A 14,267-nucleotide genomic window follows, 5' to 3' on the forward strand; every position below is an offset into this window, starting at 1 on the left:
TTTTAGATATTGTCCATGAGGAGACTTTTTGATGAATCTAGAAACACACGAAAGCATTTCAGAATTAGTAACCCTGGCCAGCGTCAGGGCAAACCACGCATACAGCCAGTATGACAGGCTGATGGGGATCAGCCAGTACGAGAGCATCATTCTTTATGAGCTCTTGACTCACCCCCGCCTTGCGCAAAAAGAGCTGATCTACAGGAGCGGCATCCCCAAGCAATCCATCAGCAAGGGCATTCACAATCTCAGCGAACGCGGCTACCTGGAAATTACCACTGACGCTCAAGACAAGCGGGTCAAATACTGCTCCCTGACCAAGTCCGGCCAGGCTTATGCCAAAGAAAAAGAAAGTGAAATCCTGGCTATCGAAAAACGGGTCATTGACAAGCTTGGCTTTGACCGGGCTGCCTTAGCCTGCCAGATTCTGAATGAGTGGACCGATCTTCTCAGCGACGAAATAGCTAACTTAAAGGAGGAAAAACAGAAAAAATGAAACTGCTATTGCCCTACTTCAAGCGTTATAAAACTGACGTTTTCGCGACCTTAGTCACGATATTATTCTCAGTCTTTGCCACTCTCTACCAGCCCCGCCTGCTCCAGCAGGTGCAAAATGAGCTGCTGGCAGACCAGCAACAGGCTGTCATCCGCGATACCGCCCTTTTGATTGGCCTGGGCCTTTTGTCGATCCTTACCGGTGTCCTTAACGTCTACTACGCTGCCCGGATCACCCAGGGCGTAGTCAGCGACCTCAGAGAAGACACCTATGCCAAAATCCAGACTTTCTCCCTGGCCAATGTGCAAAAATTCTCCTCTGAATCACTCAGTGTTCGCTTGATCAACGACATGCAGCAGATCATGAACATGATCATGACCATCTTCATGCAGCTGATCCGGATGCCACTTATTTTGATCGGATCAATCGTCATGGCCATCGTCACCATCCCCCGCTACTGGTGGGCGGTTGTTGTTCTCTTGGTCTTGATCATGGGCTTGGGCGTTGTGGCAGTTAAGCAAATGACCGCCATGTTCGACAAGTTCCAGATGTACATGGACAAAATCTCCGGCCGGACCGGGGAATTTTTGCAAGGGGTCCGGGTGGTAAAATCCTTCAACCAAAGTCCCCAGGAAATTGCCAAATTGAACAAGGATTCTGACGAATTAAACGAAGTCAACATCAAGGTTGGCTACTGGTTCTCCACTATCCTGCCTGGTGCCCAGCTGATTTCTTACCTGGTTATCAGCTTGGTGGTCTACTTGCTTGGAACCAGCATTCTGCAGCATCCCCAAGACGTTTCCGTCATTACTCCATACGTCAATTACGTCTTGACCATGCTCTTCGCCATCCTGCTCGTCGGCATGGCCGTTATGCAGATTTCCCGTGGTAACGTCTCCTTAAAGCGGATCCAGGAAATCATGGACACCCAGCCAGATGTTGTCTTTAATGAAAAAGCCCCAGAAGACGCCTTGGGCGGTTCAATTGAATTTGATGACGTCTCATTTACCTACCCTGATGGCCAGCAGCCGGTCTTAAAGCACATCTCATTTGATGTTGAACCTGGCCAGATGGTCGGCATCGTCGGGGCAACCGGGTCGGGTAAATCTACCCTTGCCCAATTGATCGCCCGCCTCTATGACCCGACTACCGGGAAGATTAAGATCGGCGGCAGCGACCTGCGGCAGGTCAATGAAAATGCCTTGAGAAAGACTGTTGCCTACGTCCTGCAAAAAGCCGTCCTCTTCTCCGGAACTATCGCTGACAACCTCCGCCAAGGCAAAAAGGACGCCACCCCATACGAACTGGAGCGGGCGGCGCAAATGGCTCAAGCCAACGAATTCATCCAGCGCTACGATGAAACTTTTGACCATGAAGTTGAAGAAAGAAGCGCCAACTTCTCCGGCGGGCAAAAACAGCGTCTGTCTATCGCCCGGGGGATCATTTCCGGCAGCCCGATTTTGATCCTGGATGACTCCACTTCCGCCCTGGACGCGGAGAGTGAAAAGCTGGTCCAAGAAGCCTTGGAAAAACAGCTGCCAGACACGACCACGATCATGATTGCTGAAAAGATCGTTTCTGTCATGCATGCTGACAAGATTCTGGTTCTGGACAACGGCCGTCTGGTCGCTGAAGGCACCCACGAAGAATTGCTCAAAACCTCTCCGGTTTACCAAGAAATCTACCAAACCCAGAAAGCCAAGGAAAGAAAGGAGGAAATCTAATGTCAGACAAGCAAAAGTCCCTTACTTATCTGAAGAAGTATCTAAGAAACTACAAGAAGCCAATCGCTATTTCAGTTGTCTTCTACTTGATTGCGACAATCGCCCAGGTAATTGCCCCGTCTCTTTTAGGCAGAGCGGTCACGGACTTGTCTGCTTTTGTTAAAGGGCAGAATACTCTTAATGTTTTCTACCAGGCCTTAGCTTGGATGGCCGGCTTTTACGCGCTTAACTCCGTGGCTACCTACATCGCCTGGATGCTGATGACCCAGTTTAACGCCAATGCCAACAATGACATGCGCAAGGGGCTTTTTGGCAAACTCCAGCGGATGACTATCCGCTACTTTGATACCCACCAGGACGGGCAGATTTTGTCTTTGTTCAACAGTGACCTGGACAACATCTTCAACGCGCTGAACAACGCCTTTTTCGAAATCATTTCCCAGTCCCTGCTCTTTTTTGGCACGATCATCGTGATGTTCGTCATCAACTGGAAGCTGGCCATTAGCGTTGTAGCTACTACCCCTTTGATTTTGCTTTTAAGCTGGATCATCATGAAAAAAGCCCGCGTCTACCTGGACAAGCAGCAGGACCGGGTTGGCGAGCTCAATGCCTACATCAATGAACAGCTCAACGGGGAAAACGTGATCATCACCCAGGGCCTCAGAGACCAGTCAGTTGCCGGCTTTAAAAAGGAAAACGCCAAGGTGCGGGAAGCCATGTTCAAAGGCCAGTTTTACTCTGGCATTCTTAACCCTTTAGTTACCGGTTTCTCCCTCTTGAACTTTGCCATTGTCATCGCTGCTGGTGCTTACATGATAATGACCAAGCAAGTCAGCCAGGCTGCCGGTCTGGGCTTGATTGTTACTTTTACTGAATACTCCTGGACCTACTTCCAGCCGTTGACGCAGGTGACTTCCATCTATTCCATGCTGCAATTGGCTTTAACCGGTGCCCGCCGGCTTGAGACGGTTGAAGAGCAAGACGAAGAAAATACGGTTCCTGACGGTAAGAACATCTCAGGCATTGATGACGCGGTCCGCTTGGAAGACGTCCACTTTGGCTACACGCCGGACAAGGAAATCCTGCACGGGGTTTCAATTGAGGTGCCAAAGGGCCAGTCAGTCGCCGTTGTTGGCCCGACTGGGTCTGGTAAGACGACGATCATGAACTTGATCAACCGTTTCTATGACGTAAACAGCGGGGCCGTAACTTTTGACGGGACTGACGTCCGTGACCTGCAGCTGGAAAACCTGCGGAGCAATGTTGGGATCGTGCTTCAGGATTCCGTCCTCTTTTCTGGGACGGTGGCGGACAACATCCGCTACGGCAAGCCCGATGCTTCAATGGACGAAGTCATCGCCGCGGCCAAGGAAGCCCAGCTGCACGACTTTGTCATGACTCTGCCAAAGCAATACGACACGCCAATTGAGAATGGCCAGGCCAATTTCTCAACTGGGCAAAAGCAGCTTTTGTCGATTGCCAGAACGATCCTGGTCGACCCGGCCTTTTTGATTCTGGACGAAGCAACCAGCAACGTCGACACGGTTACGGAAGAAAAGATCCAAAAGGCTATGGACAACGTGATTGCTGGCCGGACCAGCTTCGTGATTGCCCACCGTTTGAAAACGATTTTGAATTCCGACAAGATCGTCGTCTTGAAAGACGGCAAGGTAATTGAAGAAGGACCGCATGCTGACTTGATCAAGAAGCGCGGCTTCTACTACAAGCTCTACACCAGCCAGATGGCTTTTGAATAAATACATGCAAAAAGGACACCTTGTCACGAATAGTGATGGGTGTCCTTTTTTGCATCTCGCTCAATTCTGTTTTATTCGGTCTCACCGCGGTAGTCGACAATTCCGCCGATATTTTTCACATTGGAGTAGCCCATTTGCTTAAGCAGGTCAACTGCTTGAGCGCTTCTGTTGCCGCTCCTGCAATGAACAAACAGCGGCGTATCAAGATCTGCGATCTCTTCTCTGGCTGCTCCGATACTGCTCAAGGGAATATTGATGCTGGCCGGGATGTGCCCTGCCTCGTATTCATCCTTTTCTCTAACATCGATCAGTTTGGCATAAGGCGTTTTACGAAATTCAGCTACGCCTTTGTTAATGTCATTTTCTTGAAGTTGATCCATTTTCTTTACCCCTTTCATTATGTAAAAAGTATCTCTTACAGCTTCTTTTCCAAAAGAACAAGCGGGATGTCCTTAAGACCGTTAAAGTTGCACGGAATGATGCCTATTTCCTTGTAGCCAAGTTTCTTGTACATTCCCCGGGCGTTCTTGTTGTGAGCGTTGGTATCCATGCGCAGATAGCTGGCAGCAGCCTTCCGCGCGTAGTCTTCGTAAAAAGCTACAAAAGCCTTCCCGTAGCCGCGGTGAGCTGCGTATGGATCAACCACCAATGTATGCAGCACCATGACTTCATCGTCTTTAGCCGCATACTCCCAGTTCCCCTGCGCGTAAGCATCAACCTGCTTATCGTTGATGATAGCAGTAGCAACGACCTTGCCCTGGTCATCTTCCAGGACGAAAAGGTCGCCTCTTTCCAGTGCATCCTGTGCGGTATTTCTGGTCGGGTAAATCGCTCTGTCCCAGCCGATTTCTACCTTCCCTGCTTCTTCAAAATCATGAATATGGCTGTAAATGTCAGCCACTGCATCAAGGTCCTTGTCTTGCGCTTTCCTAATCAAAAAATCACCTTTTCCGTTTTTCTTACGATGATAACAAAAAGCTTTCTCTTCTGTCTATAGAAAAATTAGTTAGCGAATTGGTGACACTGGCTGTCTCACTCATTCTGCCATGCGTTTTGTCAGCAGCTTGTCAACAAAGTCGCTGCCTGCATCGCTGACATTGCTTCTTAACCATTCAAATTTCAGCTTGGCGGTATCGAATTTGGCCAGTTCACGGTCAATTTCCTGCCAAAGCTCCTGGTTGGCCACTGGCTTTCCGTTAGCCGTCTTCCAGTCCCGCTTTTTCCAGCCCTTCATCCAGGCTGAGCCATCATTTGTGTCGCTGACCGACTTGATGACGTACTGGGAATTCAAGACAAACAGCAAAGGCTGCTGGGTCAGGCCCAACTGTTCCAGCTTCTTTAAGCTTTCCAGAAAAGCAGTCATTTCCATTTCATTGTTGGTAGCGCCCAAACAGCCGGCACTATCAGCAAGCTGCTGGTCATCACGCTCGATCATATAGGCCCAGGCAGCCTTATCGCTGTCTTTTACATGGCCACCTCTGCGCGCGCCGGTACTGCGGCAGGCACCCCCGGTATAAATAACAGCAGAATAATCATTTTTATCGTATTCAGGCTCCTGCTTAAGCTCATTCTGCAAATCAGCTGGATCCAGCTTCAAGTAGTTCAAGGCATCCGACTCACGGCTGAAGGACTTGTATTCAGCTCCCGGGAAGCCGTTTACCTGTTTTTCAGCTTCCGGCCAAGAGTAATAGATTCCTGGCTGACGGCCTTTTCTGACGGCATAAGTTTTTTGCGATTTTTCTGCTTGCTGAGCGTCAATATCCGCAACTTGGTCTGCAGCTTCCAGCTCCTGATCATTCTTGATCTCGGCCTTGTAACGCCTCAGACCAGGCAAGCGGCTGGAGAAAACATTGATGATGCTTACCAGGTCCTCCACCAGTTCTTGGCTTGAGCTGGTTGCAGGGTTATTGATGACCACGATTTCACTTCCATGGCGCTTGCAGAAATTGGCAAACCAGTCAAAAGCCAAACGTACAAAGCGGTCTTTGTGGGTCACGTAGATCTTGTTGACTTCGCGATCTTCAACTTTCTGCAAGAGTTGGTTCCATTCCGGACGGTTAAAATTCAGACCGCTGCCAATGTCTGACATGTTCTCGCCTACAGTAATGCCGTTGGCGTTACAGTAGTCCAGCAAAAAATTCTCCTGCTTGGCCAAATCATCGCTTGCCCAGGCAGCCGACACGCGGGTATAGATCACGTTTATTCTGCCGTCTTTGTTGGTAGCGCCAAGATACTCGTTAAGCTGTTCTTGCGTATAGTAGCGCCGGTTTGTGGCACTTCTTTCAGCCTTAAGTTTGCCTTCACGGTCCCACCTTTGCAGAGTGGCAACGGAGACGTCAAGGATTTCAGCGGCTTCGCCTACTTTGTATTTCTTCACGGTAAAAGGCCCCTTCACATTGTTTGTTACTAGTATAACATGACTTGCATACTTGCCGTTAGCACCTACACATAATAATAGATATGAATGGCTGCCGCTGATTGCAATTAGCTTCTAGGCCGCGACTTTTTTCAAGAATTGGTCAAGCAAAGAAAAAAAAGCATCCCTCTTGGCAGAATGATCTGCGCGATAGGGATGCTGTCGATGAAAAAGAGAATTGTTACATCTCGTCCATCTGTTCATTAACAAGGGCGTCAGCCAGGTTGTTGCCATCGCTATCAGCATGGCCGTCGACGTGCTGCAAAGTCAAATTGGAGAACTTAGAAATTTCCTTGTCAATTTCCTTCCACAAGTCCTGGTTGGCAACTGCTTTCCCATTAGAATTTCTCCAGCCCCGTTCTTTCCATCCTTTGATCCAAGCAGTCCCATCGGAAGAGTCACTGAGGGCTTTGCGAACATAATCTGAATCTAAGGAAAGCAGCAGCTTCTTCCGGCTAAGTCCCATCTCTTCAAGTGCCTTCAAACTTTCAAGAACAGCTGTCATTTCCATCTGGTTGTTAGTAGCTCCGACTTTGCCACCAGTAGCGGTCATGGCATGTCCATCATGCAAGATCACGTATGCCCATGCTGCCTTGTCAGTTGACAAAACGTGTTCACCTGCATTGTTGCCGTTGTTGCGGCAGCCACCGTCGGTAAAAATCCAGGCATCGTATTCGGATTCAAGTTGTTCTGCTTTCAACTTTTCGATGATGCTCATTTTTTCTTGTTCTGTCATAGTTTTTTTAATCATAGTGTGATTCTCCTTAATAAAATTTCAAATGGACGTGTTTATGTCTTTGAAGCCCTTCTGCTTCATCTGACAAGTTTATTGTCAGTGCGTTGCTTATGTTGTGTCAACCATTTACACATATTTTTTGATATTTTACAGAACCTAAAGAAGCCGCTCCTTTAGAGCGCAAAAAAACGTGCCAAACAAGTTCTGCCTGTTTAGCACGTTTTTCAAATGTATTTGTACTCTTGCCAAGGAAATTGCTTTGCAGCCTTTTTTCATCATTACTCTGTCAGCATGATGACGATGACCGGACTGACGAAAAGCAGATAACCAATGGCAAAAAGGATCAAGTGCTTGCGTTCTTTGTGAACTGCCACAAATTCACGGATCAAGGCACTTGGATAGTAGTAAGGCGCGACGCGAGAGCCGATTCCGACAGCCTTTAGCTGCGCCCTTTTGGCATAGCGCATGGCCCGGTAGATATGGTAGTTGCTGGTCACCAAAGCTGTATACTTGTGGCCTGGTCTTTTTTCAATTAAGGCCTTGGAAAAAGTCACGTTCTCCATAGTTGTCTTGGATTTATCTTCCAGCAAAATCTTATCTTTAGGGATGCCTTGAGAAACAAGGTACTTGCGCATGGCTTCTGCCTCGCTGCAAACCTCATCGCTGCCTTGCCCGCCCGAAGGAACCAGGTAAGGCGAGGTTGGATCCTTACGGTAAATTTCAATTGCTTTGTCGCAGCGGTCTGCCAGTAGTTTGGTCACGGTGCCATCTTTTTTAATCCCAGCCCCATGAATTATCACGTAATCGAAATCCCGATGGTGCGGAATAATCTGCAAAAAGAGGCAGTAAAGCAAGAAAGACACGAAGGTAACCGACAGGTAGCCAGAAGAAAGGCCAAAGAAGGCCAAAAACGGCGAATACGGCTCCAGAGCACTCATTTTAATGCCCAGCTCTGGTCCAACCAAGAGGCCAAAGAACCAGAGGAAAAATGACAGTTCACCGGCAATTAAGATTAGGCCTAGTAAAAAGGACAAGAGGTTGCCCAAAGACCGCCCTTCCCGCTTGATCATGTACAAACCATTAACAAATAAGAAGAAAGGCAAGATCAAGAAAGCCAGCCCAACCATGGCCGTTGTAATCAAGACCAAAACTCCGCTAACTTCAGAGCTGAACAGCGAATAGATGAAACCCAGAACCGACATGCCTGTCAAAAGCAGCAAGACGACATTTCGATACCTGCTGCGGTCCCGGTACATCGAATACGCAAAAAGGCCGCCCCAAAAAACTGTTGGCAGAATTTTTGATATAATATCCTTCATTATTCCCACTCCAATTAGCAATAGATTGTTATTTTTTATCATAACATCGATCCCGCCAAAGTAATAGCAACTATTTCCGCCAACTTTCCTGCTTTAGGACGTTTTCCACTTCTGGCAGCGTGTAGCCCAGCAGGGTATCGCCCTCTGGGTCAGTTCTCACGTACGAAAAGCCCAGTTTTTCCTGGACCCGCTTTGATTGGTCATTGCCTTCGTAATAGCAGCACCAAACGGCCTGGCTGCCCAGGTCGGCGAATGCATGGTCAATGAGGCAGGCCGCGGCTTCTGGCGCGTAGCCTTGCCCCCAGTATTCTTTCCCAATCCAGTAGCCAAGTTCTGGCTCTTCATCTTTTTCTGAACAGGCATCCTCGCCAAATCTTAAGCCAGCACACCCGATTAACAGATTATCCGCTTTCCGCAAAACCGCATATGTTTCCGGGGCTTGCAAGTTTTCTTGAATCACCCGCAGGCTCTCTTCAACAGATTTGTGGGCTGGCCAGCCAGCAGCAGGACCGACAGCTGGATCCTTAGCTAATTCGTAGAGGCGGGCAGCATCCCTGTCTTCCCAAGGCCGCAGGCGTAATCTTGCAGTAGTCAGTTCCATTTTTTCCTCCTGTTTATTAAACTTATCAGTTAAAAACAATCTTACCATAGTGACAGGAATTCTCCGTCACTATTTTTCCTGTTCCCCTAGTCAAGCCGAACTGACGTGCTATAATCGAATTACAGCTATTAGAACAAATGTTTTGTTTGCTTTTGGAGGGAAGAATAAATGTCTGAGATACTGTTCATGATTGTCCGCTTTAGCTTGGTGTTGGTGATGTGTCACCTGCTGGCCCTGCCGCAAGTTTGGAGAAATGGCTTAGTGGGCGACAGCATCCCTGCTTTAATCACTGAACTTTGCCTCCTGCTGATCCAGTTGGAGCTGGCCCTGCTTTTGATCGCGGCTGAGCTGATCACTCTCATCAATTTAGTCTACGGCTACTTCGAATTTAACACTCAGACTCAGTTTATCCTTTCCATTTTTGAATTGCTGATCTTATTCGATGCCCGCTTGTACGCTTATCTTTTTGATGATGAAGCAGAATCCTTTAGCATCAAAGAATATTGGGGATATTTTGACAGGTCAGATCAAATCAAGCTTGTCATCTGTGTTTCTTCTCTGTTTGTCCCCTTTATCTTTGCCAAATTAACCGGTCTGCCGCCCTATCCGACTTTTCCAGAACTTGACCAGTTCTTTCACATCTAAGCGTGGGCAGCCAGTACTTTTTTAGCAAGCTAGAAATGCTATAATTCATATAGTAATTTCTACCACTCTGGAGGGAACATGAATATAATATTCTTACTTTTAGTCGGAATCAGTTTGGCTTTACTCTTGGCTGACTTGCTTGTTTTACTGAGAGCAAGAAAAAGCTTGTCTACTGGAAGCAAGGAAGCACCTGCGCCTTACGACAGCTTCTCCAAGCTGACCATTTCTGCCTTTGTCATGCAGATCCTGCTCAACATGGTATACTTGTGGAACTACTGGAGCTCTGCTTTTTCAGTCACTGCCTTGCCGGTCTTCTTGCTTTTTGCCGGCAATCTTTTGCTGGAATTTGTCATCTTCTGCGATGACTTCTTGACGGACACCAAATATACAAGCCTGTGGGATTACTTCAAGAGTCTGAAAACGCGCCAAAAGTTTTGGCTAATCGCAGTTGTCGTGATCACTGCTTTTGCCGCCTTAATCAATTTCTTCCCGGCTCCTTAATTGCCCCCCTGCTCTAGAAGGCAGGGATTTTTTACCGAAAAAGTAATATGGGAGTAATTCATGTCAAAAAACAAATCTACCATTGATCTGACCTCCGGCAGCATCAGCCTGGGTCTGGTCAAATTTGCCCTGCCCTTGATGGTCGGCAACGTTCTTCAGCAGTGTTACAACTTAACAGACACTTTGGTCGTTGGACGCTTTATTGGCAAAAATGCCTTAGCTGCTGTCGGCTCAGCCTATACCTTGATGATCTTTCTGACCTCCATCATTTTGGGCCTCAGCATGGGCTGCGGGGCCTTTTTATCAATTAAATATGGGGCGAAAGAGGACCGGGAATTTGCCATTGGCAACTGGCTATCTTTCTGCGGAACCGGCCTTTTCTCCATTCTTTTGACTCTCCTGGTCTATCTCTTACTGGGAATCACCGCTAACCTTTTAGCCATTCCGGCTAGCATCCAGACTCTTTTCAACCAATACCTGCTGATCATCTACGCGGGGATTCCAGCCACATACTTATACAACTACTTTGCCTGCAGCCTGCGGGCGATCGGCAATTCAGCCATTCCCTTGGTCTTTCTCTGCCTGTCCTCAGTCTTGAACATCATTCTCTGCATCTGGCTAGTAGCAGGACTACGTTTCGGCGTGCCCGGGTCAGCCTTAGCCACTGTCATTTCCCAGTACTTTGCTGGTTTTGGCTTAACTATCTACGCCTGGCACCATTTTCCAAAGTTGCGCTTTAAAAAAGCAGCCATGATTTATGACCAAGCTATCAGCAAGAGCATCCTGTCTTTAGCTGGCTTGACAGCCCTGCAGCAATCAATCATGAATTTGGGCATCCTTCTGGTGCAAGGCAGGATTAACTCCTTTGGCGTTAATGTCATGGCGGCTTTTACCTCTGCTGTTAAGATTGACACCCTGGCTTACTCGCCTGTCCAAGATTTTGGAAATGCCTATTCGACTTTTGTCGCGCAAAACTATGGTGCCAAGCAGGCAGACCGAATCAAGCAGGGCAACCGACAGGCCAGCTGGTGGATTCTGGCCTTCTGCCTGGTCATCAGCAGTCTGGTTGTCTTTTGGGCAAAGCCCTTGCTGGCTGTCTTTACCAGTGACCCGGAAGTAATTCAGATTGGTATTGGCTACTTGCGGATTGAAGGCAGCTTCTATGCCTTGATCGGTTTCCTGTTTATGTTCTATGGCTACTTCCGGGCAATTGATGAGCCGATGATCTCCGTTATTTTGACAATTTTTTCCTTAGGTACTCGGGTTCTTTTGGCCTACTTCTTATCCGAGGTTCCTTCAATTGGCTACATCGGAATTTGGGCCAGCATCCCAATCGGCTGGGCCCTGGCCGACCTGGCCGGGCTTTACTACCTACACAAGAAGGCAGTTAAGCCAGCTGACTGATTTTGCTTTAGATAATTAAAAATACCCGCCAACTTGCTCACCGCAAGTCAGCGGGTATTTATTTTGCCTTAAAGAGTCTTCTTTCTTCTCACGATATATCTGGCCATGACCAGGTTAGACAGGGCCAAGACTAAGACAGCCAGGAGTGGTCTGATCGCAATCGCCGCGAAAGCCAGGGCGAAGCCGCCAAAGATGATGACTCTGCCAGGCATGGTCATTACCTCATCTTTCTCTGCATCTGGATTAGCCTTAAGAATAGCCCCGTCCAGGAACTGGAAGGTCAAAGTCCATAAGAAGACAACGCCTACGTAGATCCCGGCAGCCAAAGCAGATTCCGGATTGTTGCCGATCAAGCTAGTCGCAAATGGTACCAGAGAGCTCCAGAAGAGCCAGAAGCCGTTGACCAGATAAACCCCGGTTGAAACTTGGTCAGCCTTTTGAAAAGCATTGTGATGAGACCGCCAGGAAAGATAAATCAGCGCGAAGCTGACGATATAAGCGAAGAAGGTCGGCCATTCACTTAAGAGTGCTGACAAAGTCAAGTGCTCTGGCACTGACAGTTCCAATACCATGATTGTGGCCGCAATCGCCTCAATCCCGTCCGTAAAAGCCATGATCCGGTTTTTGTCCATTTTCATCCTCTTCTTTCTCAAGCAGCAGTCACAGAAGCAACTGGTAAAGTAATTTTAATATGTGTGTTCAGTAATTTCTTCGATCATTTTAGTATAACAAAATTTTTGTTCGTTGCTTCATTATGAAAGCTAGCTAAAAAAATTAGGATAATTTGGACAAGCGCTCGAAGTAGGAGATCTGCCGGCCCCGGAGAATCCGCAGCTTTTTATCCTGGCTGGCAGAAATCTTGATTTCTCCTGCCCCGTCCGGCAAGTGGAAGACATCTGAGTCAGCACCGACAATAGCTTGGCTAAAATCTTTTGAATCCAGCTTGATCTGGGTCTTGTCGCTGATCACGAAAGGCGCGCCAAGTGAGTGGAACTGGCTGTGGTGGATGCCGGCCATTTCCGTAATTTCCAAAAGCGGCAGGCCTTTTTGCAAAACCGCCCCGCCTAAGGACCGGTTGAAGGCCGTGCTGCCAAGTGGCGTGCAGATGCAGAGGCCAGTGCCCCGAAATTCTTCAAAGGCTACGTCGTCAAGTGACAAATTAATGTCTTGAGTTCTGACCGGGTTTTCAATCCGGATCTCGTTGACGGCGTAGTATGTCCCTTGAGAAGTTTCAGCTTGCAGCAGCGGATATTCTTCAACCGGCAACTGACCTGGGATCACATCGGTTAGGAACTCGCCTAATTCGGAGTCCTTGTAGTCCATGTAAAAGCCCAGGGTACCGGAGTGGATGCCGATAAAGACAGTTTCATCCAAAATGTCCAGGTACTTGTGAACGGCAAAGATAAAGGTACCGTCGCCGCCGATAACGATTACCCCGTGGGGGTGGTCTTCATCTTCCTCGAAACCGCAGGACACTAAAGCCTGGCGGATACTGTTAGCCATCTTGGCTGAATACTCATCTGGCCGGTGTACGATCGCGAAAGTTCTAGTCATTTTTTCTGCTCTTTCTTTACTTTTGCTGGATTTCATGCCTATATCTTAGCAAGAACCAGAAGCAGAAAACACATCATAGGATTCCACTTTTTCATCAGATCACGCCAAAAGCTGATCGTCACACCTTCCGGTCAGCGATCAGCTTCTCATGGGCCTGGATGTGGGCCAGGCGCTTTTTATCCCGGTTCAAGAGCAAAAGGAAGATTGCTTCAACCAAGGACGATGAAGCCAGGCGGGAAAAGAGGTATTCCTCTTGCAAGACTGTCTGGCCGATCGCGGTTGTCAGATGGTAATCGCTCCTCCCTGCCAAAGGAGAATCTGGCCGGTTGGTCATCGAGATGACCTTGATTCCTTTTTCCTTGGCCAAATCAGCCAGTTTTAACAAACCAGATGATTCACCAGAATTGGAAATCAGCCAAAGGCAGTCGCTGCTGTCCATATTCATGGTCTGGCCAATCACAGTTTCCATGGTCGGACTGGAAATCGCCAATATGCCTAATTGGTTCAGCTTGTAGACCGCGTCTTCAGCGACTGGATAGGTATCCCCTTCAGCCGCGACTTGGATCAGACGGCTTTTTTCCAAAAGATCCAAAACTTGCTTGAGCATATCGACTGGCAGGCGGCGGAGAGTCCGGTCGATTTCGTCTTCCTTGCTGGCCGCGATCTGGTCCAGGGCCTGAGAGACATTATCCTGGTTCAAGGATGCCAAGCTTGAGACGGGGGACTTGACCCGGGCCAGACTGACTTTCAACTGGTGGAAACCAGATAATTTTAGATTGTGGCAAAAGCGGGTCACTGAAGCCCCGCTGACGCCCGCTGCCTGGGCCAGCTGGGAAATCGTGTAGTTAACCACTTCCTCTGGCTTGCTGATGACAATCTGGGCCACCTTTTGGTCGCTTGGGGACATATCATTTTTCTGGCGGAGGATCTGCTCGATGATGCTCTCTTCGTTTTCCATATTTACCAGTCTTTCTCCTGTTTCTTTATTTCTTCTAGTGCTATTATAGCATCTCTTGTAAATTAATTTCAGCAATATAAAAATACTGTAAATTAATTTATTGACTTTTTACCTGTTTTTACTTACTATGATCTTGTAAATAAATTACAGTTAAGC

15 protein-coding genes and 1 pseudogene are annotated in these 14,267 nt (G+C 48.0%); 6 read left to right on the forward strand and 10 right to left on the reverse strand.

Annotated features, from left to right (window positions below; translation table 11 throughout):
- The first annotated feature begins 31 nt into the window (after positions 1-31).
- Genes ACYVUV_RS05560 through ACYVUV_RS05570 form a run of 3 tightly spaced genes read left to right on the forward strand, consistent with a single transcriptional unit; the run spans position 32 to position 3,977 of the window.
- Positions 32-496, forward strand: coding sequence for a MarR family winged helix-turn-helix transcriptional regulator (locus ACYVUV_RS05560; RefSeq protein ID WP_439775647.1), 465 nt, complete (start codon positions 32-34; stop codon positions 494-496).
- Complete coding sequence (locus ACYVUV_RS05565) at positions 493-2,220, forward strand: ABC transporter ATP-binding protein (protein ID WP_439775648.1); 1,728 nt, start codon at positions 493-495, stop codon at positions 2,218-2,220. The genes ACYVUV_RS05560 and ACYVUV_RS05565 overlap by 4 nt, the downstream gene beginning before the upstream one ends.
- The gene (locus ACYVUV_RS05570) at positions 2,220-3,977 is read left to right on the forward strand and encodes an ABC transporter ATP-binding protein (protein ID WP_484499159.1); all 1,758 of its coding nucleotides are present in this window, start codon (positions 2,220-2,222) and stop codon (positions 3,975-3,977) included. The genes ACYVUV_RS05565 and ACYVUV_RS05570 overlap by 1 nt, the downstream gene beginning before the upstream one ends.
- A gap of 71 nt (positions 3,978-4,048) precedes the next feature.
- On the opposite strand, the gene ACYVUV_RS05575 is transcribed toward ACYVUV_RS05570, so the two are convergent.
- The 7 genes and pseudogenes from ACYVUV_RS05575 to ACYVUV_RS05605 all read right to left on the reverse strand — a co-directional run bounded on the left by ACYVUV_RS05575 (position 4,049) and on the right by ACYVUV_RS05605 (position 9,049).
- The gene (locus tag ACYVUV_RS05575; protein WP_439775823.1) at positions 4,049-4,357 is read right to left on the reverse strand and encodes a rhodanese-like domain-containing protein; all 309 of its coding nucleotides are present in this window, start codon (positions 4,355-4,357) and stop codon (positions 4,049-4,051) included.
- A 35-nt stretch (positions 4,358-4,392) separates the two neighbouring features.
- The gene (locus ACYVUV_RS05580; protein ID WP_439775822.1) at positions 4,393-4,914 is read right to left on the reverse strand and encodes a GNAT family N-acetyltransferase; all 522 of its coding nucleotides are present in this window, start codon (positions 4,912-4,914) and stop codon (positions 4,393-4,395) included.
- Positions 4,915-5,013: 99 nt separating this feature from the next.
- Positions 5,014-5,736 carry a ribonuclease H family protein gene (locus ACYVUV_RS05585; RefSeq protein WP_484499371.1) on the reverse strand — a complete coding sequence of 241 codons (723 nt, stop codon included), beginning with the start codon at positions 5,734-5,736 and terminating at the stop codon, positions 5,014-5,016.
- Positions 5,737-6,354, reverse strand: a pseudogene (locus ACYVUV_RS05590) (IS607 family transposase); the annotation flags it as partial.
- A gap of 220 nt (positions 6,355-6,574) precedes the next feature.
- Complete coding sequence (locus tag ACYVUV_RS05595) at positions 6,575-7,144, reverse strand: ribonuclease H family protein (protein ID WP_439775988.1); 570 nt, start codon at positions 7,142-7,144, stop codon at positions 6,575-6,577.
- A gap of 263 nt (positions 7,145-7,407) precedes the next feature.
- On the reverse strand, positions 7,408-8,448 hold the full coding sequence (locus tag ACYVUV_RS05600; protein ID WP_439775989.1) for a YdcF family protein: 1,041 nt from the start codon (positions 8,446-8,448) through the stop codon (positions 7,408-7,410).
- A 70-nt stretch (positions 8,449-8,518) separates the two neighbouring features.
- A complete protein-coding gene (locus ACYVUV_RS05605; RefSeq protein WP_439775990.1) occupies positions 8,519-9,049 on the reverse strand; it encodes a GNAT family N-acetyltransferase in 531 nt (176 codons plus the stop codon).
- 168 nt (positions 9,050-9,217) lie between these two features.
- Here ACYVUV_RS05605 and ACYVUV_RS05610 point away from each other — a divergent pair, with 168 nt between their 5' ends.
- The 3 genes from ACYVUV_RS05610 to ACYVUV_RS05620 all read left to right on the forward strand — a co-directional run bounded on the left by ACYVUV_RS05610 (position 9,218) and on the right by ACYVUV_RS05620 (position 11,599).
- On the forward strand, positions 9,218-9,694 hold the full coding sequence (locus tag ACYVUV_RS05610) for a hypothetical protein (RefSeq protein WP_439775991.1): 477 nt from the start codon (positions 9,218-9,220) through the stop codon (positions 9,692-9,694).
- Between the two features lie 165 nt (positions 9,695-9,859).
- On the forward strand, positions 9,860-10,195 hold the full coding sequence (locus ACYVUV_RS05615; RefSeq protein ID WP_439775992.1) for an ABC transporter ATP-binding protein: 336 nt from the start codon (positions 9,860-9,862) through the stop codon (positions 10,193-10,195).
- A 60-nt stretch (positions 10,196-10,255) separates the two neighbouring features.
- A complete protein-coding gene (locus ACYVUV_RS05620) occupies positions 10,256-11,599 on the forward strand; it encodes an MATE family efflux transporter (protein ID WP_439775993.1) in 1,344 nt (447 codons plus the stop codon).
- 68 nt (positions 11,600-11,667) lie between these two features.
- On the opposite strand, the gene ACYVUV_RS05625 is transcribed toward ACYVUV_RS05620, so the two are convergent.
- The 3 genes from ACYVUV_RS05625 to ACYVUV_RS05635 form a co-directional block, all read right to left on the reverse strand.
- Positions 11,668-12,231, reverse strand: a complete 564-nt coding sequence (locus ACYVUV_RS05625; protein ID WP_484499160.1) for a TMEM175 family protein — start codon at positions 12,229-12,231, stop codon at positions 11,668-11,670.
- Positions 12,232-12,373: 142 nt separating this feature from the next.
- Positions 12,374-13,153 carry a diacylglycerol kinase catalytic domain-containing protein gene (locus ACYVUV_RS05630; RefSeq protein WP_484499161.1) on the reverse strand — a complete coding sequence of 260 codons (780 nt, stop codon included), beginning with the start codon at positions 13,151-13,153 and terminating at the stop codon, positions 12,374-12,376.
- A gap of 118 nt (positions 13,154-13,271) precedes the next feature.
- Positions 13,272-14,111, reverse strand: a complete 840-nt coding sequence (locus ACYVUV_RS05635; RefSeq protein ID WP_439775148.1) for a MurR/RpiR family transcriptional regulator — start codon at positions 14,109-14,111, stop codon at positions 13,272-13,274.
- Positions 14,112-14,267: the final 156 nt, after the last annotated feature.

The sequence above is a fragment of the Lactobacillus sp. WILCCON 0149 genome, assembly GCF_057197965.1.

What these genes read in the sequence shown, in the direction of transcription:
- ACYVUV_RS05570 (WP_484499159.1), top strand. Translation starts at nt 2,220, where the DNA reads ATGTCAGACAAGCAAAAGTCCCTTACTTATCTGAAGAAGTATCTAAGA.
- ACYVUV_RS05560 (WP_439775647.1), top strand. Translation starts at nt 32, where the DNA reads ATGAATCTAGAAACACACGAAAGCATTTCAGAATTAGTAACCCTGGCC.
- ACYVUV_RS05600 (WP_439775989.1), bottom strand. Translation starts at nt 8,448, where the DNA reads ATGAAGGATATTATATCAAAAATTCTGCCAACAGTTTTTTGGGGCGGC.
- ACYVUV_RS05565 (WP_439775648.1), top strand. Translation starts at nt 493, where the DNA reads ATGAAACTGCTATTGCCCTACTTCAAGCGTTATAAAACTGACGTTTTC.
- ACYVUV_RS05635 (WP_439775148.1), bottom strand. Translation starts at nt 14,111, where the DNA reads ATGGAAAACGAAGAGAGCATCATCGAGCAGATCCTCCGCCAGAAAAAT.
- ACYVUV_RS05575 (WP_439775823.1), bottom strand. Translation starts at nt 4,357, where the DNA reads ATGGATCAACTTCAAGAAAATGACATTAACAAAGGCGTAGCTGAATTT.
- ACYVUV_RS05620 (WP_439775993.1), top strand. Translation starts at nt 10,256, where the DNA reads ATGTCAAAAAACAAATCTACCATTGATCTGACCTCCGGCAGCATCAGC.
- ACYVUV_RS05605 (WP_439775990.1), bottom strand. Translation starts at nt 9,049, where the DNA reads ATGGAACTGACTACTGCAAGATTACGCCTGCGGCCTTGGGAAGACAGG.
- ACYVUV_RS05595 (WP_439775988.1), bottom strand. Translation starts at nt 7,144, where the DNA reads ATGATTAAAAAAACTATGACAGAACAAGAAAAAATGAGCATCATCGAA.
- ACYVUV_RS05610 (WP_439775991.1), top strand. Translation starts at nt 9,218, where the DNA reads ATGTCTGAGATACTGTTCATGATTGTCCGCTTTAGCTTGGTGTTGGTG.
- ACYVUV_RS05630 (WP_484499161.1), bottom strand. Translation starts at nt 13,153, where the DNA reads ATGACTAGAACTTTCGCGATCGTACACCGGCCAGATGAGTATTCAGCC.
- ACYVUV_RS05625 (WP_484499160.1), bottom strand. Translation starts at nt 12,231, where the DNA reads ATGGACAAAAACCGGATCATGGCTTTTACGGACGGGATTGAGGCGATT.